This is a genomic window from Albidovulum marisflavi (assembly GCF_025751435.1).
GTDB classification, from domain to species: Bacteria; Pseudomonadota; Alphaproteobacteria; order Rhodobacterales; family Rhodobacteraceae; genus Albidovulum; species Albidovulum marisflavi.
Map to the genome: position 1 here is coordinate 392,532 of NZ_JAOWKY010000001.1, position 21,123 is coordinate 413,654.

The 21,123-nt window shown below is 64.4% G+C and carries 20 protein-coding genes; 6 read left to right on the plus strand and 14 right to left on the minus strand.

Features of this window, described 5'->3' with window-relative positions; genetic code table 11:
• The first annotated feature begins 139 nt into the window (after positions 1-139).
• Positions 140-484 carry an Hpt domain-containing protein gene (locus tag OEW28_RS01990; RefSeq protein ID WP_263733050.1) on the plus strand — a complete coding sequence of 115 codons (345 nt, stop codon included), beginning with the start codon at positions 140-142 and terminating at the stop codon, positions 482-484.
• Here OEW28_RS01990 and ilvA read toward each other — a convergent pair.
• Complete coding sequence (gene ilvA / locus OEW28_RS01995) at positions 481-1,728, minus strand: threonine ammonia-lyase IlvA (protein WP_263733051.1); 1,248 nt, start codon at positions 1,726-1,728, stop codon at positions 481-483. The genes OEW28_RS01990 and ilvA overlap by 4 nt on opposite strands.
• A gap of 217 nt (positions 1,729-1,945) precedes the next feature.
• On the opposite strand from ilvA, the gene OEW28_RS02000 reads away from it, so the two are divergent.
• The gene (locus tag OEW28_RS02000; protein WP_263733052.1) at positions 1,946-2,515 is read left to right on the plus strand and encodes a hypothetical protein; all 570 of its coding nucleotides are present in this window, start codon (positions 1,946-1,948) and stop codon (positions 2,513-2,515) included.
• A 95-nt stretch (positions 2,516-2,610) separates the two neighbouring features.
• Positions 2,611-3,837, plus strand: a complete 1,227-nt coding sequence (locus OEW28_RS02005) for an argininosuccinate synthase (protein ID WP_263733053.1) — start codon at positions 2,611-2,613, stop codon at positions 3,835-3,837.
• A gap of 17 nt (positions 3,838-3,854) precedes the next feature.
• Here OEW28_RS02005 and arfB read toward each other — a convergent pair whose 3' ends face one another.
• The 6 genes from arfB to OEW28_RS02035 form a co-directional block, all read right to left on the minus strand.
• Entirely contained in the window at positions 3,855-4,274 is a 420-nt protein-coding gene (gene arfB, locus OEW28_RS02010) for an alternative ribosome rescue aminoacyl-tRNA hydrolase ArfB (RefSeq protein WP_263733054.1), read from the minus strand.
• Between the two features lie 332 nt (positions 4,275-4,606).
• Positions 4,607-5,230: a queuosine precursor transporter gene (locus tag OEW28_RS02015; RefSeq protein ID WP_263733055.1), complete on the minus strand. Its 624-nt coding sequence runs from the start codon at positions 5,228-5,230 to the stop codon at positions 4,607-4,609.
• Positions 5,231-5,320: 90 nt separating this feature from the next.
• Positions 5,321-6,217 carry an esterase-like activity of phytase family protein gene (locus OEW28_RS02020; RefSeq protein ID WP_263733056.1) on the minus strand — a complete coding sequence of 299 codons (897 nt, stop codon included), beginning with the start codon at positions 6,215-6,217 and terminating at the stop codon, positions 5,321-5,323.
• A complete protein-coding gene (mepA, locus tag OEW28_RS02025) occupies positions 6,190-7,083 on the minus strand; it encodes a penicillin-insensitive murein endopeptidase (protein ID WP_263733057.1) in 894 nt (297 codons plus the stop codon). The genes OEW28_RS02020 and mepA overlap by 28 nt, the downstream gene beginning before the upstream one ends.
• Entirely contained in the window at positions 7,080-8,435 is a 1,356-nt protein-coding gene (locus OEW28_RS02030) for an MFS transporter (protein WP_263733058.1), read from the minus strand. Before OEW28_RS02030 ends, mepA begins: the two co-directional genes overlap by 4 nt.
• Before the next feature lie 64 nt (positions 8,436-8,499).
• A complete protein-coding gene (locus OEW28_RS02035) occupies positions 8,500-9,030 on the minus strand; it encodes an acyl-CoA thioesterase (protein WP_263733059.1) in 531 nt (176 codons plus the stop codon).
• A gap of 133 nt (positions 9,031-9,163) precedes the next feature.
• On the opposite strand from OEW28_RS02035, the gene OEW28_RS02040 reads away from it, so the two are divergent.
• Both OEW28_RS02040 and recQ read left to right on the plus strand, forming a co-directional pair.
• Positions 9,164-9,457 (plus strand): YggT family protein, encoded by a 294-nt coding sequence (locus OEW28_RS02040; RefSeq protein WP_263733060.1) that lies wholly within the window; start codon positions 9,164-9,166, stop codon positions 9,455-9,457.
• 62 nt (positions 9,458-9,519) lie between these two features.
• Positions 9,520-11,562: a DNA helicase RecQ gene (recQ, locus tag OEW28_RS02045; protein ID WP_263733061.1), complete on the plus strand. Its 2,043-nt coding sequence runs from the start codon at positions 9,520-9,522 to the stop codon at positions 11,560-11,562.
• Here the strand turns inward: recQ and OEW28_RS02050 are convergent.
• From OEW28_RS02050 to OEW28_RS02080, 7 genes are all read right to left on the minus strand, one after another.
• Positions 11,559-13,745: a response regulator gene (locus OEW28_RS02050; protein ID WP_263733062.1), complete on the minus strand. Its 2,187-nt coding sequence runs from the start codon at positions 13,743-13,745 to the stop codon at positions 11,559-11,561. The genes recQ and OEW28_RS02050 overlap by 4 nt on opposite strands.
• A gap of 106 nt (positions 13,746-13,851) precedes the next feature.
• Positions 13,852-15,030: an acetyl-CoA C-acyltransferase family protein gene (locus tag OEW28_RS02055; protein WP_263733063.1), complete on the minus strand. Its 1,179-nt coding sequence runs from the start codon at positions 15,028-15,030 to the stop codon at positions 13,852-13,854.
• Between the two features lie 47 nt (positions 15,031-15,077).
• Positions 15,078-15,638 (minus strand): DUF2585 family protein, encoded by a 561-nt coding sequence (locus OEW28_RS02060; protein ID WP_263733064.1) that lies wholly within the window; start codon positions 15,636-15,638, stop codon positions 15,078-15,080.
• A gap of 41 nt (positions 15,639-15,679) precedes the next feature.
• Positions 15,680-16,417, minus strand: a complete 738-nt coding sequence (locus OEW28_RS02065) for a metallophosphoesterase (RefSeq protein ID WP_263733065.1) — start codon at positions 16,415-16,417, stop codon at positions 15,680-15,682.
• Between the two features lie 61 nt (positions 16,418-16,478).
• The gene (locus tag OEW28_RS02070) at positions 16,479-17,078 is read right to left on the minus strand and encodes a dimethylsulfonioproprionate lyase family protein (protein ID WP_263733066.1); all 600 of its coding nucleotides are present in this window, start codon (positions 17,076-17,078) and stop codon (positions 16,479-16,481) included.
• A gap of 166 nt (positions 17,079-17,244) precedes the next feature.
• Positions 17,245-18,840, minus strand: a complete 1,596-nt coding sequence (gene serA, locus OEW28_RS02075; RefSeq protein WP_263733067.1) for a phosphoglycerate dehydrogenase — start codon at positions 18,838-18,840, stop codon at positions 17,245-17,247.
• Positions 18,841-18,927: 87 nt separating this feature from the next.
• On the minus strand, positions 18,928-20,085 hold the full coding sequence (locus OEW28_RS02080) for a phosphoserine transaminase (RefSeq protein ID WP_263733068.1): 1,158 nt from the start codon (positions 20,083-20,085) through the stop codon (positions 18,928-18,930).
• Between the two features lie 154 nt (positions 20,086-20,239).
• On the opposite strand from OEW28_RS02080, the gene serB reads away from it, so the two are divergent.
• Complete coding sequence (gene serB / locus OEW28_RS02085; protein WP_263733069.1) at positions 20,240-21,112, plus strand: phosphoserine phosphatase SerB; 873 nt, start codon at positions 20,240-20,242, stop codon at positions 21,110-21,112.
• Positions 21,113-21,123: the final 11 nt, after the last annotated feature.

Below are 21,123 nucleotides of genomic sequence, written 5' to 3' on the forward strand. Positions count from 1 at the left end.
GCATCCAGCCTCTGACACGAGCCGCACCTTAGGAACGGGACATTAACGCGACCTGAACTGAACTCGCCGGTCAGCCGTTAACCGCGCATCAAGGGCGGGCGCCTAGCCTTGGCCCAAGCCGGCTGTAGGGGTGCGCGAGATGATCGACTGGTCCAGGGTGAACAGCCTGCGGATGGAAATAGGAGACGACAGCTTCGACGAGGTCGTGGAAATATTCCTGGAAGAGGTGGAATCGGTCGTATCCCGGCTGCGATCGGACCCCAACCCGGCGAAGTTCGAAGAAGATCTTCACTTTCTGAAAGGCAGCGCATGGAACCTCGGGTTCCTCGATTTCGGCGCGCTTTGCCAGGAGGGCGAGCGTCTGGCGGCACATGGCAATGCCGCCAAGGTCAATATGGGCGCCGTCATCGACTGCTACGCAGAGTCACGCGTCGCCTTCGTGGCCGGGTTGCGCAAGAGGGACGGCCGAATCACGGCGGCCTAGATCAGGAATTCGGCAATCGTTTCGTCATCTGTGATGTCGCGGTAAACGAAGCCGGCCGCGTCGAGTTGCTGTGCCAATCTCACGAAGTTTTCCGCGGATTTCGTTTCGATTCCGATCAGGACGGAACCGAAATTGCGCGCGGATTTCTTGAGGTACTCGAAACGGGCGATGTCATCCTGGGGTCCCAGCATCTCAAGAAACTCCCTCAGCGCGCCAGGACGCTGCGGCATTCTCAGGATGAAGTACTTCTTGAGCCCTGCGTATCTTTGCGCGCGCTCCTTGACCTCCGGCAGCCGTTCGAAGTCGAAGTTGCCACCGGATGTCACGCAGACCACCGTCTTGCCCGCGATCTCTTCGGCAAGTTCCGGAAGGGCGTCCACCGAAAGCGCTCCGGCGGGTTCCAGAACGATCCCCTCGACGTTGAGCATCTCGAGCATGGTGATGCAGATGCGGTCCTCCGGCGCGGAATGGACCTTGTCGGGACTGACATCCTTCAGACGGTCGAAGGTCAGGGTCCCGATGCGCGCGACAGCCGCACCGTCCACGAAACTGTTTATTCGCTTCAGCGTCACCGGTTCGCCGGCGGCGATCGCCGCGGCAAGGCTCGCGCCGCCAGCGGGCTCGATGTAGCGGATCTGCGTTGAGGGTGCTGCTTCCCGAAGGTAAGAGGTGACGCCGGCGGAAAGCCCTCCGCCCCCGACCGGCAGGATGACCAGATCGGGTGCCCGGCCAAGCTGGTGCAGGATCTCAGCCCCGATGCTGGCCTGACCCTCGATCACGTCTTCATCATCGAACGGCGACAGAAACCAGGCGTTTGCCTGGGCGCAATAGGATTGGGCGGCGGCCAGCGTCTGATCGAAGTAGTCGCCGGTCAGCCGGATCTCCACGTTGTCCTCTCCGAAGGCGCGGGTCTTGTCGATCTTCTGCTGAGGTGTCGTCACCGGCATGAAGACTGTTCCGGAAACGCCGAAGTGGCGGCAGGCATAGGCGACGCCCTGCGCGTGATTGCCAGCCGAGGCGCAGACGAAATGGCGTTGGCTCGGATCGCGGGCAAGCACCTTCCGCATGGCGTTGAAGGCGCCGCGCAGCTTGTAGCTGCGCACGGGCGTCAGGTCTTCGCGCTTCAGGAAGACTTCTGCGCCGAAGCGCTGTGAAAGATGGACGTTCAGCTGCAGCGGCGTTTCCGGAAACAGGGCGCGAAGCGAAGTCGCCGTGTCGTCGGCACGGTCGGTGAAGGAAGTCACGGTCCAGCATCCCGCATTTCGAAGTTCGCCCCCTTTGCCGCATTCCGGCGGGCCGATGTCAAGACCGCCGCGCCTGATTTCGCCTTTGGCGCTAGGACCCCTGCAAAGGTGACCCTGCAAACGTGACACGGCATCGCCATATTTTTGACAATCCGATCTGTCCCAATAGGCCAGAGTTCATATGTGTCGTCCCGAGTTCAGACTAACGGTGGATCGGATGTCTGCTGCAAATGCCAAGACCTTCATAACGGTTATCGCCATCGCCGCCCTGATGAGCGGCCCCCTTGCCCCTGTCGCATCAGTTGCAGGCTTTGGCGCCGCTTACGCCAAGAATGACGGTGGTAACGGTGGCGGCAACGGTGGCGGCAACGGTGGCGGCAACGGGAACGGCAATGGTGGAAACAGTGGCAACGCCGGCAACAACGGCAAGGCCAAGGGCAAGGCCAAGGCCGCCGCAGTCCAATCGATCAAGATTTCGGTGAACGCGAACTATGGTTTGCTTGCGTCCGAGCTGAAGGCGCTTGAATCCATCATGGCGGATGTGAACGCGATCAAGCGTGCCAGCGCGCGTAGCCAGGTCGGCCGCTATCGCGAGTACCTCGCGGCGGCGGAGGCGACGATCGACGCGCAGAATGCCTATGGCGCAAGTGGCTCGGCTGCCGATCTGGAAACCCTGAACGCAGCGATCAAGACAGAGGCCAAGGCACTGGCGGCCGCAGCCAATGGACGGAAGCTGTCTGCAGAGGCCGTGGAACTGATCCGCAGCGTTCTGGGCATCGGTGCCTGACGCTACTTTGGATTTCCGCTGCCCTCCGCCCTTGCCCGGCACGGCGAAACCCAATAAACGGCAGCCGAATTGACGTCATGCAATGAGGCCGCCCCATGTCTGCCCCGAAGAAAGTCGTCCTTGCCTATTCCGGCGGTCTCGATACCTCGATCATCCTGAAATGGCTTCAGACCGAATACGGCTGCGAGGTCGTGACCTTCACCGCCGATCTGGGTCAAGGTGAAGAACTGGATCCCGCCCGCAAGAAGGCGGAGCTTCTTGGGATCAAGCCAGAGAACATCTACATTGAGGATGTGCGCGAAGAATTCGTACGCGACTTCGTGTTCCCGATGTTCCGCGCCAACGCGCTTTACGAAGGGCTCTATCTTCTTGGCACCTCGATCGCTCGCCCGCTGATCTCCAAGCGATTGGTCGAAATCGCTGCCGAAACCGGCGCGGACGCCGTGGCACATGGTGCGACGGGCAAAGGCAACGACCAGGTCCGGTTCGAACTTTCGGCCTATGCGCTGAACCCGCATATCAAGGTCATCGCACCCTGGCGGGAATGGGACCTGACCAGCCGCACCAAGCTGCTGGAATTCGCCGAGGCGAACCAGATCCCGATCGCCAAGGACAAGCGCGGAGATGCGCCGTTCTCGGTCGACGCGAACCTTTTGCACACATCCTCCGAAGGCAAGGTTCTGGAAAACCCGGCCGAAGAGGCGCCCGAATACGTGCTTCAGCGCATCACGCGCCCCGAAGACGCGCCGAACGAGCCCGAGTTCGTCGAGATCACCTTTGAAAAGGGTGATGCCGTCGCGATCAATGGCGCGGCGATGAGCCCCGCGACGATCCTGACGAAGTTGAACGAACTGGGCGGCAAGCACGGCGTCGGCATCCTCGACCTCGTGGAAAACCGCTTCGTCGGCATGAAGTCGCGCGGCGTTTATGAAACGCCTGGCGGCACGATCCTGCTCGAGGCACATCGCGGGATAGAGCAGATCACCCTGGACGCTGGCGCGGGCCACCTGAAGGATTCGATCATGCCCCGCTACGCCGAGCTGATCTACAACGGCTTCTGGTTCAGCCCCGAGCGCGAGATGCTTCAGGCGCTGATCGACAAGAGTCAGGAACACGTCAGCGGCACCGTGCGCGTGAAGCTTTACAAGGGATCGGCCCGCACCGTCGCGCGCTGGTCGGACCATTCGCTTTACAGCGAAAAGCACGTGACCTTCGAAGAGGACGCCGGCGCCTATGACCAGAAGGATGCCGCAGGCTTCATCCGCCTGAACGCGCTGCGTCTGAAGCTGATCGCCACGCGGAACGAGCGGGTCAAGGGCTGAAGCCCGCCGCTTGTGGACTAATCGTCGTCGACCTTGCCACGCAGCGCCTTTACGGCGCTGCGTTCTGCTTTCGCCTGTAGCCTGCGGCGCTGGCTACCAAGCGTGGGCTTCGTCGCAATACGCCGTTTGGGCGCGACCAGGGCCTTGCGGATCAACTCGACCAATCTTTCCCGCGCCAGTTCCCGGTTCTGCGCCTGGCTCCTGCTTTCTTCCGCGCGAATGACGATCGCGCCGCTGTCGGTCCAGCGACGACCAGCCAGCCGTTTGAGCCGCGCCTTGACCGCGTCCGTCAAATGCGGGCTGCGTTCGGCCTCGAACCGCAGGTCGACCGCCGTTGAAACCTTGTTGACGTTCTGTCCGCCGGGGCCGGATGCACGGCTGAAGCTTTCGCTCAGTTCCCAGTCGGCGATGGTGATGGTGTCCGTGATCCAAAGCATGGGGGTTACTTGCGCCTGGGGCTGGGTCTGGTCAAGGGTCGCGGTCCGGCGCCGCAACAGGGCAGCTTGTTCCTTGAACGGGTTTTCGGGAACGGAAAGGGCCGTTCCGATTTGGAACGGCCCTCCGAGATCTAAGGAGATGGACCAGTTAGGGTGCCGGGGTTCGGCTTGGCCCAGTCGTGAGTTGAAACCCTCGGGATTGCCCTCAGGCCACGGCCCCTCCGACTGTCCTGACACCTCTCTCCAATATCACTCTAGACACTGGATCACCTCCTTTCGCTGGGTTGCCGTTATCCACAGGCTGCCACAGATTTTGTGTTTGTCAAAACTTTTCACGCAACCCGTGTGGTCAATTTCCCGACAATCAGTCGGAATGGCACCAATGCAACACCGGCCAGGAACAATTTCACGAACCAGTCCGCGAAACCCAGTGAGACCCATAGCGGAACCATCGGGCCGACGCCGAGAAGCGGCAAGGACTCGCCCGCCCAGCTGACATCGTTCGCAGGCTCGATGAAGGTCAGGGCGCCCGAAAATGCGATGGTGAAGAACAGCGCCGTGTCCAGCGAGGACCCGACCAGCGTCGATACGAGCGGCGCGCGCCACCAGCTGCCCTGCCGGAGCCGGTTGAAGACGCTGATGTCCAGAAGCTGCGCGGCCAGGAAGGCGACGCCGGAACCGATGGCGATCCTGAGAGTGACGAGGGGCCCGAACTCGCCCATGATCTGACTGCCGATCAGCGAACAGATCACGCCGACCACGAAACCGGCGACCACGACCTTGCGCGCCGCGGGGGCGCCGTGCAGGCGGTTCGTCAGGTCGGTTACCAGGAAGGCGAAGGGATAGGTGAATGCGCCCCAGGTCAGCCACTGGCCGAACAGAAACTGCACGAGGATGTTCGAGGCCACGACGATGGCGGCCATGGCAAGAATGCCGGGGATCAGATTACGGGTCATGATGTATCCGTTTTTTACAAGGTCGCGGAGACTTGGCCCCGGACCATCCGGGACGGGCGCGCTTTAGTTGCCCGCGTCTTCCCGGTCAAGTCATTCCGTAACCCGCAGGTCCACGATCTCGGTGCGCTGGAGGCGCAGGAAATTGTCGTCCGAGATCAGCGTAAGCCGCGTCGCGCCGGTTTCGTCCTGCCAGGTCGCCAGACCTTCCAGGTTGTCGAATTCGCCCGCGCGGGTTTCGAAAAGCACCGCGGCAGAGGACAGACCCGCCTCTGTGGCCTCGAACCGCAGGACCCGCGTCATGAAGCCGATGAAGGGCCAGAAGTCACGCTCCAGCAGGTAGAGCCGACCGTCGGGGCCGAAATCTGCGCCAACCGGATGCCAGGTGCCCGTCCGCGCCAGCCGCAGCGCCGGCAGCCAGTCGCCATCCCGGAATCGCAGGACGTCGTGCGCCCCGGATGTGGCGCTCTCGGACACGGCCCAGAGCGTTCCGTCCGGTCCTGCGGCCAGCGCCTCCGTGCCCTGATTGCCACGCCAACCGCGCGAAATCGCAGGTGCCAAGGCAACCGATGCTGCGGCGTCGTGAATCGGCCAAAAGGACAGGCGGTGTTCCTGCTCGAAGCTGACGACGATCGTGCCATCGGGCAGCGTGGCCAAGCCTTCGGAGTCGACGAGCTTACCCGGCGGCGGGCCATCGGCTTCGTCAAGCAGCGGGGTTGTCCGGTCGACCGTGGCGCCGATCACCACCCCGCCCGCGTTCCTTTCGAACCGTCCCGCAAAAAGACGCCCCCTGTCCGATGCGGTGAAAAAGCCTAACCCGTCGGGCGTGAGTTCCAGCGAAGACAGTCCGCCAAGATCCGGGTCACCCTGCGACCAGACGAAGGACCCCAGCACTTCTGCGACCGGCGCTGCCAGCACGGGCGCTGCCAGCACGGGCGCGATCAGGACCGCCTGCGCGACGCTCAGTCCGAGGACAGCACGACGGAACATTGTCTGGGCAGATCCGACATGGTGTATTCGCGGGCCGTCTTCTTGCGCTTGCCCTTCGGCTTCGCCTTCTTGGGGGGGTTCTTCAGTTCTTCCAGATAGGTCGTCACCCACCAGTTCAGGGTTTCGTCGCAGCCGTCGCCCCCCTTTGAAAGTTCGGCGACGGTGGGCCGCTGGGTTTCGCAGTTGCGCGCTCCCCTTGGACATTTCAGGCGGACGTGAAAATGGCTGTCATGTCCGTAAAGCGGCCGGATCCTCTGCAGCCAGCGCTTGTCGGCCTTTGTCGCCGTTCGGCAAAGTTCTATCTTGATCGCTGCGGCGACAAAGATGCGGTCGACCCTGGGATCAGAGGCAGCGATCTTCAGCAAGGCCGCGTGCGCAGCCGTCCAGTTTCCGTTGATCCGTGTCTGATCGCTGGTCCTGACCGAAACCGAACTGACTTTTTCGCGGTCCGTCACGCTGAGGTTCAGGCGGGAAGGTGGCAGCAGCCAGATGTCGGCATCCAGACCGATCTGGTGGCTTGAGTGCCCCGAGGTCATCGGCCCCCCGCGCGGTTGTGACATGTCCCCGATGTAGAGCCCCGGCCATCCAACCGACTGCGCCTTGCGCGACAGGTCGACCAGGTATTCGACCAGTTCCGGCTGGCCCCAGTTCCTGTTGCGCGAAAGCCGCATCGCCTGCCACGTCGGCCCGCTTTCCGGCAGTTGGACCATGCCCGCGCCGCATCCCTTGGCGTAGGAGCCGATGGGTTCGGATGGCTGGGCGGAGGCGGCGCGCTTCGCTCCGAAAAGCTGGTTGGCAAGCTGTTCGGCGCCTGCCGGCACGGCGGCAAACAGGGAAATCAGCAAAAGGGCGATGCGAAATGTCATTGGTCACCTCTCGGTCGGACCCAGATCAGAAGAAACAACCCAAGCGCAAGCAGCGGGATCAGCGGTGCGATCCCCAGCCGCGCGCTGCCTGTCGCCGTGGTCGCGGCCGCCACCATCGCCGGAGCCAGGAACGACGTCGCCTTGCCCGACAGACCATAAAGCCCAAAGGCTTCCGCAGCGCGGTCGGGGTCGGCATGAAGGACCATGAGCGTCCGGCTTGATGCCTGCAGCACGCCGCCAGCCGCTCCGATCAGCGCGCCGCAAAGGTAGAAGATCTGGTCGGGCAGGGATGACCCTTCGGTCAGCGCGATCCCGAAGACCGCGTCGCGCGACAGCCCCATCAGGGTCGCACAGACCAGGATCAGAATCAGGATGCAGCCGATGATCACGGGCTTCGGACCGACGAGGCGATCAAGCCGCCCACCTGCCCAGCAGGCCACCGCCGCCGTGATAGCGGCGATGATGCCGAATGTGCCGCTTTGGACGACGCCCCAACCGAGCACGTTCGAGGCAAAGGCGCCGCCCAGCCCATAGATCGCGTTCAGCGCGTCACGATAGAACATCGAGGACGCCAGATACGCCGCCAGGCTCTTGCGCTGCGGCAGGGCCTTCAGACTTGCCCACAGACGGCCAAGTGCGCGCGTGGCGGCATGTGCCGCCGGTCGCGCGGGCTCTGCAACCCACAGGAAGAACGGGATCATGAACAGGACGTACCAGATCGCGGTGAAGGGGCCGACAGCACGTGTCCCTTCGCGCGCGGCGGGGTCAAGCCCGAGGACCGGCTCGATTCCGGCGAAGGTTCGCCCTGTCGCGGCGGTTTCCGCGAACAGCAGAAGCATCACGAACAGCGCCAGAACGCCGCCCGCATAGCCAAAGGCAAAGCCGGATCCGGAAACCCTGCCCAGTTCCTCCTTCACGGCGAGCTGCGGCATCAGGGCGTTGGTGAAGATGGTTGCGAATTCCATCGCGATCAGGCCAAGGCCGAAGAACACGAGCGGCCAGAAGATGCCTCCACCCGGCAGCGTCCACCACAGCGCGAAGGCGCCCGCAACGTAAAGGACGGAGAACCCGCGGATCCAGCCCATCCGGTTGCCGCTGCCGTCCGCAACCGCGCCAAGGACAGGCGCGAGAACCGCGATGAAAAGCCCCGTCACCGTCAGACCGGCCGACCAGTAGGCCTGGGCCTGGGCCGCGGCGGCTTCGGGTCCGGCGCCTGAAGCGGCGAAGTGTGCGCGTGCAACCTCGGCGAAGTACGGGGCGAAGATGAACGTCAGCAGAAGTGTGCTGTACGGCTGGCTGGCCCAGTCGAAAAAGAACCAGCCCCAGATGCGTTTCCGTGCCGAAACGGCCATGCCCGCTGCGCCCCTAGCTGTTTTTCCCGATCAAGCCTGAAAAGGCCAAGGGGTGCAAGGCGGCTCAGCGCTTCGGCGGCCAGGGGCGCAGCGCATCGGCGGCGATCCAGGCCCTGACCCACTCCGGCAGGTCGGGGCTGTGCGTGTCGCGGCCCATCGCGCCCAGCACCGTTGACGGTGGCACGATCCCTTCGCCGGATGTGATGGCGGAACGCAGAAGCATGTGACTGGTGCACTCACCGTTCCGCCACATGCTTTGTTCGATGTAGAAGAAGCGGTGATCCCAGCCAATGCAGCGGCTGCGCATCTCGATCCGCTGGCAGGCGCGGACGCGGCGGCGATATCGCAATGTGTTGCCCGCGACGGTGATGCCCCATCCCTTGGCCCGAAGGGCGGATATCAGCCCGGTGCGGATCGCCATCGGCAGGCGGCCAAGGTCATACATCGTCAGCGTGCGGCCATTGTTGAGTTCAACCCACGGATCCAGGTCCCAGGGCCAGCAGATGTGATGCGAAACGTGGGTATCGGTCAGGTCCAAAGGGGTCGCGCGGCGCGCACGGAAACTTTCCTTGAACATGCGGACGAAGGGATACATGGCGGCTCCGGACAGGGTTTGGCCGCATCGGGGCCCCAAGCACCGCCAAGGTCAACAGCGACGTTGCGTTAGATGGTTGCGCGCCGCGGGGCGACCGCTTACCTCTGGTCCGACCTGATTTGCCGGAGGCCCGATGAAGTCGTTGTTTGACATCCTGATGCTGATCCTCGACGTGGTTTGGTTCGTCATGATCGCGCATATCATCATGTCCTGGCTGATCAGCTTCCAGGTCCTGAACACGCGCCAGACGCTGGTTGCCCAGATCTGGTTCGGACTGAACCGCATGCTGGAGCCCATCTATGCCCCGATCCGGCGATTCCTGCCGCAGACGCCGGGGCTTGACCTTGCGCCTCTGGTCGCATTCCTTGCCCTGATCGCATTGCGCATCGTGCTGCAGAACAACGCGGGCTTCTTCTACGGCTACTGAGCCTTGCTTCGTCCAGCCCTTCGTGAAAGATTCGGGGGCAACGAGCAGAGACAAGATCAACGATGCAGCGCGCCGAGGAGATCCTATCCTCCGTTTTCGGATTCGCCGGGTTCCGTCCCGGACAGGCAGAAATCGTCGCCGCCGTGGCGGACGGGCGGAACACGCTTGCAATCATGCCGACGGGCGGGGGCAAGTCGCTGTGCTACCAGCTTCCCGCGCTGCTGCGCGACGGCGTGACGGTGGTTATTTCCCCGCTGATCGCGCTCATGCGGGACCAGGTTCGGGCGCTGCGTGAAACGGGCGTCGCGGCCGGAGCGCTGACATCGGGCAATACCGAAGCCGAGAATTCAGAGGTCTTTGCCGCCCTGGACGCAGGCGAACTGAAGCTGCTCTACATGGCGCCTGAAAGGCTCGCGTCCGGCGGGACGCTGTCGCTCTTGCGTCGGATCGGAACCAGCCTGATCGCCGTGGACGAGGCCCACTGCGTCAGCCAATGGGGCCATGATTTTCGTCCCGACTACCTGCGCATCGGTGATCTGCGCCGCGCGCTTGGCGTGCCGCTTGCCGCCTTCACCGCGACCGCGGACGAAGAGACCAGGGCCGAAATCGTCACGCGGCTTTTCGATGGGCAGCAGCCCGCGTCCTTCCTGCGCGGTTTCGACAGGCCGAACATCCACCTGGCCTTCTCGGTCAAGAACCAGCCGCGGCGTCAGATCCTGGAGTTCGTCGCCGCGCGTAAGGGACAGTCCGGCATCGTCTATTGCGGCACGCGCGCCAAGACCGAAACCCTTTCGAAGGCTCTGCGCGAGGCGGGTCATCCCGCTTGCCACTACCATGGCGGAATGGAGGCCGACGACCGGCGTGAGGTCGAGGTGCGTTTCCAGCGCGAGGATGGTCTGATTGTCGTGGCCACGGTCGCCTTCGGCATGGGGATCGACAAGCCGGACATCCGCTGGGTGGCCCACGCCGATTTGCCCAAGTCGATCGAGGCCTACTACCAGGAAATCGGCAGGGCGGGGCGTGATGGTGCCCCGGCCGAGACCCTGACGCTTTACGGCCCCGACGACATCCGTCTCCGCCGTGCCCAGATCGACGAGGGGCTGGCCCCGCAGGACCGAAAGGCGGCGGACCACGCAAGGCTCAACGCGCTGCTTGGGCTGGCCGAGGCGACGTGTTGCCGGCGCCGGCGGCTTCTGTCCTATTTCGGCGAAGACGCCGAACCCTGCGGCAACTGCGACCTGTGCGACACGCCGCCCGATCTGTTCGACGGGACCGAGGCGGTGCGCAAGGCATTGTCGGCCGCACTCAGAACGGGCGAAAGCTTTGGCGCGGGGCACCTGATCGACATCCTGACAGGGCAGGCGACGGACAAGGTGCGCGAGCGCGGGCATGATGCCTTGCCGACCTTCGGCGTGGGGCGCGACCGCACCAAGGCCCAATGGCAGGCGATCTTCCGTCAGATGCTGGGCCACGATCTTTTCCGTCCCGATCCCGAACGTCAGGGCGCCTTGCGCATGACCGAGGCCGCGCGTCCGATCCTGCGCGGCGAGGCGGAAATCACGCTGCGTCGCGACACGATCCGCGCGCCGTCTGGTCCCGTCGTGCGCACGCTTGTATCGGACGAGGACGCGCCGCTGCTGTCCGCGCTGAAGGCAAAGCGCCGCGCCCTTGCCGAGGCCGCGCGCGTCCCTGCCTATGTGATCTTTCCCGACCGCACATTGATCGAAATGGCCGAGCGGCGGCCCGCGACGCTTGACGAAATGGCCCGGATCAGCGGCGTCGGCGCCAAGAAACTGGAAAGCTACGGCGGCGCGTTCCTGCAGGTGATCACCGGCGCCCTGGACAGCGCGCCGCATCCCGCCCGACTGCGCATGGCGAAGCGTTCGGAAGGGGAGGTCTTCGACCGGCTCGCAGCGGTGCAGCAGGATCTGGCGCGCGGCCCCGATGGAACCGGGAAATTCTTGTCCTGCACGCCCGTCACCTTGGCCCGCATCGTCGAAAGCCGCCCGAGGACCCGCGCGGAAATTGAGCGCATCGGCGGGGTCGGGGCGCAGAAGGCGGACCGTTTCGCGGACGCTTTCCTGGCAGTGCTGCGCGAAGGCTAGACCGAGCTTTCCGACGCCGCAGGCGACGCGCATTCGGGCCGGTACTCCGCGATGCGTTCGACCAGAGCGGATTTGCGCAGCGGCTTGGTCAGGTAGCGATCCATTCCTTCCGCCAGTATGCGGCCCTCTTCCCCGTCAAGTGCGTGTGCCGTCAGGGCCACGATTGGCACGCGCGTGCCTGTTCCCTCTTCCAGCGCACGGATCGCCCGGCTTGCCTGCCGCCCGTCCATCTCTGGCATCGAGATGTCCATGAAGATCAGGTCGGGGCGGAAGCTTCGCCAAAGCTCGATCGCCTGGCGGCCGTTGGCGGCGAACTCCAGCGCGATGTCCAGATCCTGAACCATCTTGCGGAAGACAAGCTGGTTGGTGCGATTGTCCTCGGCGACGAGGACGCGCATCTGCCGGTCTCCGTCGGCCAAGGCGGCGCCGGAGTCCACGGCACTGGCTGCAGGCGGCGACAGTTCCCGAAGGTGATGATACAACTCGCTGCGCAGAATCGGCTTTTGCAGCCGCGCGGTGCAGCTTTCGCCAGGTCCCGGCGCATCTGGGTCCGCAAAAAGCCCCAGAATCGGAACGGACGCATCTTTGGCGCGCAAAGCGGCTGACACGGGCTGGCCTTCGGCCGTATCGAGATCTCCATCCATCAGGACCAGATCGAAACCCGTCCCGTCGCCAAAGACCATAAGCGCTTCCGCTGCGGAGCGGCAGGATGTCACGGTCAGCCCGTAGGTCTGCAGTTGCCGCTCGATGATCCTTCGGTTGACCAGAAGCTCGTCAAGAACCAGGGCCGAGCGCAGCTGGATCGGACGGTCGGGCCGATCGACCGTGATCGGTTCGGCCGCGGGCAGCCGTAGGGTGAACCCGAAACACGACCCGTGGCCCAGCTCGCTGTCGACCCAGACCGTGCCCCCCATCAGGTTGACCAGCTGGCGCGTGATCGCCAGACCAAGGCCCGTGCCCTCGAACTTCCGGTTCGACAGATCCTCGACCTGGTGGAACTCTTCGAAGATGTCATGCAGGTGCTGCTCGGCGATGCCGATCCCGGTATCCTCGATCGTCAGATGAAGCTCATACTCGCGCTTGCCCGTCTCCATTCCGACAACGCGGGTCAGAACATGTCCGGATTCGGTGAACTTCACGGCATTGCCCATCAGGTTGGTCAGGATCTGCCGCACGCGGCCGCCGTCGGCGACATAGCGGGTGGGCAGGAACATGTCGAAGTCGACCAGAAGGCGAATGCCCTTGTCGCGCGCCGCCGGCTCAAGCAGCAGCATCACCTCATGCAGGCAATGATCCAGGTCGAAGGGACCAGGGGCCAGTCGCAGCCGCTCGGCTTCGGCCCTGGAGTAGTCCAGAATGTCGTTGATGATCGCCAGCAGCGCCTCGCCCGAGGTGCGAATGGTCTCCGCGTAAAGCCTTTGCTCTTCGTTCAGCGCGGTGTCGCACAGCAGTTCCGCCATGCCGACGACGCCATTCATGGGCGTGCGAATCTCGTGACTCATGTTGGCCAGAAACGCCGACTTTGCGCGGCTTGCCGCTTCGGCCCTTTCGCGCGCGTCCTTCAGTTCGGCTTCGCGCTCGATCGTCCGGGTGATGTTCTGAACAAGGCTGACAAGGTCACCCGAGTCGCAGCGGCGATCGATCAGACGGATGTGATGCCCGCCGCGCAAGCGGACCACGCGGGGTGGGATCACCTCGCGCATCATGCGGGCAGTCATGTCGTGGCGCCAGTCCTGAGCATCCATACCCTCGATCTCGGCGAGGCCGTTTTCGGCCATCACCTTCAGGATCGTGTCGTAGTGGACGCCGGGCTCGATCTCGACAAGACCGTCGAAAGGGGCCAGGTAGGCACGATTGGCCACGACAAGGCGCAGGTTCCGGTCGAAAAGGGCGAAGCCGTCGCGGATCGTGTCCAGCGCGTCCCAGAGCCGCTGCTTGGCCGTTTGCGCCTGCAAGTGCGCGGATTCTAGATCGCTGACATACTGACCGTGCTGGCATTTGAGCGTCTCGGCCTCGCGCAAGGCTGATTGCAGGAAGCCGCGCTGCGCGACGATCTGGTCCGACAGGCTGAGAGCGTGCCGCGCCAGCTGCTCGTTGGCCAGGAAAAGCTCCCGCTTCTTCTGGTCGAGCAGACGCTCTGCCGCGAGCCGCGCCCGCCTTTCCCTGAAAAGCCTTTCCGCCATGTTCACCGGAAGCCTCCCCCCGCGCACCTCCGGCAGAATGGCCCGGCTCGGTGAAGGGAGCCTTAATGGCAATCGGCAATGGAAAGCGGTACCCGCTCTGGCCGGGTCAGACCGTTTCGATGGCCAGGGCGATTCCCTGCCCGCCGCCGATGCACATGGTGATCAGCGCGCGCCGCCCGCCGATACGTTCCAGTTCGTGCAGCGCCTTGACCGTGATGATTGCGCCCGTGGCGCCGACCGGATGGCCAAGCGCGATCGCGCCGCCGTTGGGATTCACCTTCCCGAGGTCGAATCGAAGTTCATGCGACACCGCCAAGGCCTGCGCCGCGAACGCTTCGTTCGATTCGACGACGTCGAAATCGTCGACCGTGAGCCCGGTGCGCGCGCACAACGCACGGACCGCCGGGACCGGGCCGATGCCCATGACCTCGGGTCGCACACCGGCGTGGGCATAGCCGAGAATGCGGGCACGGGGCCTTAGGCCTGCGCGTTCGGCAGCCTTTGCGCGGCCCAGGACAAGTGCTGCGGCGCCGTCGTTGATGCCCGAAGCATTTCCCGCGGTCACGGTGCCGTCCTTCTGGAACGCCGGCCGCAGCGCCGACAATGCCTCGGGCGTGGTCGCCTTGGGGTGTTCATCAGTGTCGAAGACGACCGTGCCCTTGCGGGTCGCGATTTCGACCGGGACGATCTGATCCCTGAACCGGCCTTGCGCGATCGCGCGGGCGGCGCGTGCCTGGCTTTCAAGGGCAAGGGCGTCCTGCGCGGCGCGGTCGATGCCGTGTTCGCGCGCGACGTTCTCGGCGGTCACACCCATGTGGCCGGTGCCGAACGGGCAGGTCAGCGCGCCGGTCATCATGTCGATCATCGTCGTATCGCCCATCTTCTGACCCCATCGGACGGTCCGAAGCATGTGGGGCGACCGGCTCATGCATTCGGCGCCACCGGCAAGGGCGAAGTCCGCATCGCCCAGCATCAGCGCCTGCGCCGCCGAAACGATGGCCTGCGCGCCAGACCCGCACAGCCGGTTGACGTTCATCGCCGGGGTGCCGTTCGGAACGCCCGCCCCAAGCGACGCGACGCGTGACAGGTACATGTCGCGCGGTTCGGTGTTGATGACGTGGCCAAAGACGACTTGACCGATGCTGTCCGGCGCAACCCCCGCCCGGTCCAGCGCCGAGCGCGCGACGATCGCCGCAAGGTCGATCGGACCGATTGCGGACAGGCTGCCGCCGAAGGTGCCGATGGCGGTTCGTGCGGCGGAAAGGATGACGATGTCGTCGGCCATGGGTCTTCTCCTTTTGTCTGGGCGCTGGATCGGTCCGCGCCGGCTTGTCAAAGGCCGCCCTGCCAGTCGCGCACGGCATCGAGCGGATAGAGCAGCATGAGGATGTTCAGCGCCAGCCCGTCGCGGATCAACCACATCGTCAGCGCCTCGAACCCGATCACCATCACGACACTGACCCAGACTGGCACAACACGCGCAAGATGGAAGCCGATCACCATGGCGAGGATGTCGGCAAGCGCGTTGATCACGCTGTCGCCGTAGTAGTCGAGCGATATCGTGACGGCTCGGTATCGCTCGATGATCCAGTTGGAGTTCTCGATGATCTCCCACCCGGCTTCGACCGCGGTCGCGATCACCAGGCGCCAGCCGAAGGACATGCGCCGCGCGATCAGCCAAAGCGCGAGATAGAACAGGATGCCGTGCAGGATATGCGACGGGGTGTACCAGTCCGTCAGATGCTGGGAATTCTCGGAACTGATGGTTTCGCCGTGCCAGAGCTTGACGTAGCCGCAGGTGCAGATCGGAACGCGCCCGGCCCAGAGCAACCACAACGCCGCCACGGTGAAAATAGCCAGGACGATCCAATAGGGGCGCGTTGCTTTGCTCATGCGCGCAGGCAAGCACGCCCGCACCGTTCGGTAAAGCACCGCTATTCGTGACGTAGCGGAACACGCCCGCGTGGCGACAGAAGAAAGACCTTCTGGCCCTCGATCACGATCGCGGACAGCGCCTTGCCGTAGCCCGCGCCAGTGTCGATGTTCAGCCGGTTGCCATAATGCGTGACCTGGTCGACGGGCGTGTGGCCGTGAACGACAAGCGCACCGTGATCGCGGGAGTCGTCAAGAAACGGCGCGCGTATCCAGATCAGGTCGGTTTCCGTCTGCTGCGCCAGCGGGACACCGGGGCGTATTCCGGCATGGACGAAGACCGCCTCTCCACGCGCGAACGACGTTTCCAGCCCGGCCAGGAAATCGCGATGCGCCACGGGCACCTTTCGGCGCGCCTCGGCGGCAAGATCGGTCATGTAGCGCTCACCGACCCCGTCAACGCCGTAGGAGGCAAGGGTTTCGCTGCCGCCAAGGCGCGGATGGATCCAGTTCAGTTCGGCGCGCAGCCCGGGGTCGTGGTAGTCCGGGTCTTCGAGAAAGCCCGAAAACATGCGGTCGTGGTTGCCCTTGAGCACCACCCAGGGCTCGCCCCGTTCCAGACCCGCCAGAAGAAAGCTCAGCACACCCCGGCTGTCCGGACCGCGGTCCACCAGATCGCCCACATGGACGACCGGGGCGCCGCTGTCCGATTGCTCGGCCCTGTCCTGCGCGATCAGCCGATGCGCCGCCTGAAGCTTGTCCAGGTGACCATGAATGTCGCCGATTGCATAGGTCCGCATGTCTTCGCCCTCGAGTCGGGCGGGACCCTAGCCCGGTGACGCGGGGGCTGCAACGCAGTGTTCAGGCGGCCGCGTCGGGCAGGAAGGCGTAGGAATGCGTGTTGACGTCACCGCTCCAGCGCCAGAGCGCCAGGATACCTTCCGATCCCGTGCGGAACGCATGGGGCATGAGGCTTGGGTGATGAATGTAATCCCCCGCCTTGCGAACCCTGATGTCATCGCCCGCGGTCCAAAGCGCGCTGCCCGCGAGGATCACATAGGTTTCGTCGGCGTCGTGATTGTGCAGCGCATAATACGTGTCGGGCCGCTGATAAAACAGACCAAGCCGCAGATCGGGCGTCAGGATCGGCCCTTCGGGTCCCATCAGCGTTGTGACCGCGCAGATCGACGCCGCGGTATCGCTCATCCGGTCGGCCACGGGGTTGGTCCCCCATGGGATCAGGTGCTGAGCATCCAGTATCGCCTGCGCGGCGGGGTGGTCCGAGGTCGCCAGAAGGGCGCGCATCATCGCGTCAAGTTCGCATGGCGGCTGCGGAAGGAACGCATGTTGTGCGGGTGTCGTCGTCAGCGCGCGTGCGGTGCGCTCTGCCTCGGTCCGGCCTTCGGACTGGTAGACCCCAGCGAGCGCGCTGAGAAGCGTATCGAAAACGGTCTGTTCCATGGCGGCCCCCGATGTGAATCAGCGGCGCCGAATTTGCCTTTGATTCCGTCTTGCAACGCGGCTTGTAGCGACAGGGCTTGGTCGTTTTTTTGCAGGTGGAAGCGCGAAGGTCGGGAAAGGACTGGCGCGGCGCGGGCGGCGCCAGTCCGGATGGCACTCAGCCGAATCAGGCCACGTTGAACTCGAGCGGCCGGACGGAGCTGAACATGCCGGTGGCGATCAGCGCCTTCTGCGTCGCCTCGGGCAGACGTTCGTCGAGGTACAGAAGCGCGATCGCGTCGCCGCCGGCGCTGGCGCGGCCCAGGGTGAAGTTCGCGATGTTCACGCCCGCTTTGCCCAGCGTCTGACCCAGGGTGCCGATGATGCCCGGCACGTCCTCGTTCGTGGTGTAAAGCATGTGCGACCCGATCTCGGCGTCGATGTTGATGCCCTTGATCTGGATGAAGCGCGGCTTGCCGTCCGAAAAGACCGTGCCCGCGATCGAGCGTTCGCGCTTGTCGGTGACCACGGTCAGCTTGATGTAGCCGTCGAAGACCCCGCCCTTTTCCTGCCGCGTGGTGGAAATCTGGATGCCGCGCTCCTTCGCGATGACAGGCGCCGAGACCAGGTTCACGTCCGGGTTCGTGGCCTTCATGATCCCCGCGATCGCGGCGCAGTTCAGCGCCTGCAGGTTCATCATCGAAACGGTGCCGTCGTAAAGCACGTTGATCGCCTTGACCGGCTCGTCGGTCAGCTGACCCGCGAAGGCGCCCAGGTGATCCGCAAGCTTCAGCCAGGGGCCCATCACCGCGGCTTCCTCGGCCGTGACAGAGGGCATGTTCAGCGCGTTCTGGACGGCACCCGTCAGAAGATAGTCCGACATCTGTTCGGCCACCTGGAGCGCCACGTTCTCCTGCGCCTCGGTGGTCGAGGCGCCCAGGTGCGGCGTCACGACGACATTGGGCAGATGGAACAGCGGCGAGGCGGTGGCGGGCTCGACCTCGAACACGTCGAAGGCCGCGCCGGCTACGTGGCCCGACCTCAGGGCCTCGGCCAGGGCCGCCTCATCGACAAGGCCGCCGCGTGCGCAGTTGATGATGCGCACGCCTTTCTTCGTCCTGGCGATCGCGTCGCGCGACAGGATGTTGCGCGTCTTGTCGGTCAGCGGCACATGCAGCGTGATGAAGTCGGCGCGCACCAGCAGTTCGTCCAGCTCGACCTTGGTCACGCCCATTGATCTTGCGCGCTCTTCGCTGAGGAAGGGGTCATAGGCGACGACCTTCATGTGCAGGCCAAGCGCGCGATCGCAGACGATCGACCCGATGTTGCCCGCGCCGATCACGCCCAGCGTCTTGTTGAAAAGCTCGACGCCCATGAAGCGGTTCTTTTCCCACTTGCCGTCATGGGTCGACACGCTGGCCTCGGGCAGTTGCCGGGCGACGGCAAACATCATCGCGATCGCGTGTTCAGCTGTCGTGACCGAGTTGCCGAAAGGCGTGTTCATCACGATGACGCCGCGCTTGGACGCCGCCGGAATGTCGACATTGTCGACGCCGATGCCGGCGCGGCCGATCACCTTGAGGTTGGTCGCGGCGGCCAGGACCTTGTCGCTGACCTTGGTGGCCGAGCGGATGGCAAGGCCATCGTACTGGCCGATCACCTCAAGGAGCTTGTCCTTGTCCTTGCCAAGGTCGGGCAGGTAATCGACGTCAACACCGCGGTCGCGGAAGATCTGGACGGCGGTTTCGCTCAGTTTGTCGGATACGAGAACTTTGGGAGCCATGATGGGGTTTTCCATTTTGTGGCGCCCGTCCGGTCCGGCACCTGCCGCGCGGCGCGCGAACAGGGCCGTCCAAACGGGCGGGACAGGTCAGGCAGCGGCTTGAAGGGCTTCGATCTCGGCCAGGAAGGCCCACTCGATCCACGGCATCAGCGCGGCGACATCGGCGGTTTCCACCGTCGATCCGCACCAGATGCGCAGACCCGGGGGCGCGTCGCGGTAAGCGCCGGCGTCAAGTGCGACGCCCTGCTTTTCCAACCGCTTCGCGACGGCCTTGGCAAAGGCCGCACCGTCAGTGATGCGTGCATCGGTGAACTTCAGGCACACGCTGGTCGTCGAGGCCGTCCTGGGATCGGCCGCGAGATCCGCGATCCATGACTTGTCCGCGATGAAGTCGCGCACCGCCTTCGCATTGGCCTCGGCCCGCGAGATCAGGCCGGTTAGGCCACCGATGGAACGGGCCCAGTTCAGCGCGACGAGATAGTCTTCGACGCAAAGCATGGACGGGGTGTTGATGGTTTCGCCGACGAAAATGCCCTCGATCAGCTTGCCGCCCTTGGTCATGCGGAAGATCTTGGGCAGCGGCCAGGCGGGCGTGTAGCTTTCCAGCCGCTGGACCGCGCGGGGGCCGAGGATCAGGACACCATGTGCGCCCTCACCGCCCAGAACCTTCTGCCAGGAGAAGGTGACGACATCGAGCTTGTCCCACGGCAGGTCCATCGCGAAGGCCGCCGAGGTTGCGTCGCAGATGGTCAGGCCGGCGCGGTCGGCCGGAATCGCGTCGCCGTTCGGCAGCCGCACACCCGAGGTCGTGCCGTTCCACGTAAAGACGACGTCCTTGTCAAAATCGACCTCGGCGAAGTCCACGATCTCGCCGTAGGGGGCCTTGCGCACCGTCGCATCCAGCTTCAGCTGCTTGACCACGTCGGTGACCCAGCCTTCGCCGAACGATTCCCATGCCAGCATTTCCACCGGGCGGGCGCCGAGAAGCGACCAGAGCGCCATTTCGACCGCGCCGGTGTCGGAGGCGGGAACGATGCCGATGCGGTAGTCCGCGGGCACGCCCAGAATTTCGCGGGTAAGGTCGATCGCCTCTTTCAGCTTGGCCTTGCCAATAGCCGCGCGATGCGACCGACCAAGCGGCGCGTCTGCAAGCATGTCGAGGGAGAAACCGGGAATCTTCGTGCAGGGGCCCGAAGAGAAGCGCGGATTTGCCGGCCGCGCGGCCGGGGTCGTTACGTCGGTCATGGTATCCTTCCAGATAGTCGCCCCTCGTTGGGGAGGGGTGTCCCACCGACAGCGATATTCGGGTGCCGGGGCTGGCGCAAGCGGGAAAACTGTCCTAAAGCGCCGCTTGAGGCACAAAATGCGACGCCCGGCGTCCACTATCGGAAACGTATCGATGTACATCGCGACCCTTCTTTCCAGCCCGGACCGGGCCAATCTGGATCGCAGCGCGGTCGAAGCGCTGCGCGACGCCTGGGGCGGTGGGGAAGCGCATTGGCTCAATCCCGGAATCGCCGCGGAATTCGCCCTGCCTGCCGTGCCGGAAAACCGGTGGGACGTCTGGGCCGGGCTTCAGGGCCTTGGCGTCGATCTGGTCGTTCAGCAGGCCGAAGGGCGGCGCAAGAAGATGCTGCTGGCCGACATGGACTCGACCATGATCGGGCAGGAATGCATCGATGAACTGGCCGAAATGGCCGGTGTCGGGCCACGCGTGGCGGAAATTACGGCGCGGGCGATGAACGGAGAGCTGGACTTCGAGGGCGCCTTGCTTGAACGCGTCTGCCTTCTTCGGGGGCTGCCCGACACCGTGATTGCCCAGGTTCTGGCCGAACGGATCACGATGACGCCCGGCGGTCGCGAACTGATCGCGACGATGAAGGCGAACGGAGGCTACGCTGCGCTGGTCTCCGGCGGGTTCACCGCCTTTACCGAGGCTGTCGCGGAAAGGCTTGGCTTCGACGAGCACCGCGCCAACACGCTTCTTGCAGACAACGGAACCCTGACCGGCGACGTCGCGCGCCCGATTCTGGGCCGCGAGGCGAAGATCGCCGCGCTGAGGGAGATAACCGCCAAGCTAGGGCTGACGTATCAGGACGTGCTGGCGGTCGGCGACGGGGCGAACGATCTGGGAATGCTGCAATTGGCTGGAGCGGGCGTCGCGCTGCACGCCAAGCCCGTGGTCGCCGCGCAATGCGATATCCGCATCAACCACGGCGATCTGACCGCGCTTCTCTACATCCAGGGTTATTCAGTGGACGAGTTCGCCTGAGGCAATCGAAC

What these genes read in the sequence shown, in the direction of transcription:
- OEW28_RS02030 (WP_263733058.1), bottom strand. Translation starts at nt 8,435, where the DNA reads ATGGCCGTTTCGGCACGGAAACGCATCTGGGGCTGGTTCTTTTTCGAC.
- OEW28_RS02040 (WP_263733060.1), top strand. Translation starts at nt 9,164, where the DNA reads ATGAAGTCGTTGTTTGACATCCTGATGCTGATCCTCGACGTGGTTTGG.
- arfB (WP_263733054.1), bottom strand. Translation starts at nt 4,274, where the DNA reads ATGCTTTGGATCACGGACACCATCACCATCGCCGACTGGGAACTGAGC.
- OEW28_RS02005 (WP_263733053.1), top strand. Translation starts at nt 2,611, where the DNA reads ATGTCTGCCCCGAAGAAAGTCGTCCTTGCCTATTCCGGCGGTCTCGAT.
- recQ (WP_263733061.1), top strand. Translation starts at nt 9,520, where the DNA reads ATGCAGCGCGCCGAGGAGATCCTATCCTCCGTTTTCGGATTCGCCGGG.
- OEW28_RS02050 (WP_263733062.1), bottom strand. Translation starts at nt 13,745, where the DNA reads ATGGCGGAAAGGCTTTTCAGGGAAAGGCGGGCGCGGCTCGCGGCAGAG.
- OEW28_RS02080 (WP_263733068.1), bottom strand. Translation starts at nt 20,085, where the DNA reads ATGACCGACGTAACGACCCCGGCCGCGCGGCCGGCAAATCCGCGCTTC.
- OEW28_RS02060 (WP_263733064.1), bottom strand. Translation starts at nt 15,638, where the DNA reads ATGAGCAAAGCAACGCGCCCCTATTGGATCGTCCTGGCTATTTTCACC.
- OEW28_RS02015 (WP_263733055.1), bottom strand. Translation starts at nt 5,230, where the DNA reads ATGACCCGTAATCTGATCCCCGGCATTCTTGCCATGGCCGCCATCGTC.
- OEW28_RS02000 (WP_263733052.1), top strand. Translation starts at nt 1,946, where the DNA reads ATGTCTGCTGCAAATGCCAAGACCTTCATAACGGTTATCGCCATCGCC.
- OEW28_RS02020 (WP_263733056.1), bottom strand. Translation starts at nt 6,217, where the DNA reads ATGTTCCGTCGTGCTGTCCTCGGACTGAGCGTCGCGCAGGCGGTCCTG.
- OEW28_RS02065 (WP_263733065.1), bottom strand. Translation starts at nt 16,417, where the DNA reads ATGCGGACCTATGCAATCGGCGACATTCATGGTCACCTGGACAAGCTT.
- mepA (WP_263733057.1), bottom strand. Translation starts at nt 7,083, where the DNA reads ATGACATTTCGCATCGCCCTTTTGCTGATTTCCCTGTTTGCCGCCGTG.
- serA (WP_263733067.1), bottom strand. Translation starts at nt 18,840, where the DNA reads ATGGCTCCCAAAGTTCTCGTATCCGACAAACTGAGCGAAACCGCCGTC.
- OEW28_RS02055 (WP_263733063.1), bottom strand. Translation starts at nt 15,030, where the DNA reads ATGGCCGACGACATCGTCATCCTTTCCGCCGCACGAACCGCCATCGGC.
- OEW28_RS01990 (WP_263733050.1), top strand. Translation starts at nt 140, where the DNA reads ATGATCGACTGGTCCAGGGTGAACAGCCTGCGGATGGAAATAGGAGAC.
- serB (WP_263733069.1), top strand. Translation starts at nt 20,240, where the DNA reads ATGTACATCGCGACCCTTCTTTCCAGCCCGGACCGGGCCAATCTGGAT.
- OEW28_RS02070 (WP_263733066.1), bottom strand. Translation starts at nt 17,078, where the DNA reads ATGGAACAGACCGTTTTCGATACGCTTCTCAGCGCGCTCGCTGGGGTC.
- OEW28_RS02035 (WP_263733059.1), bottom strand. Translation starts at nt 9,030, where the DNA reads ATGTATCCCTTCGTCCGCATGTTCAAGGAAAGTTTCCGTGCGCGCCGC.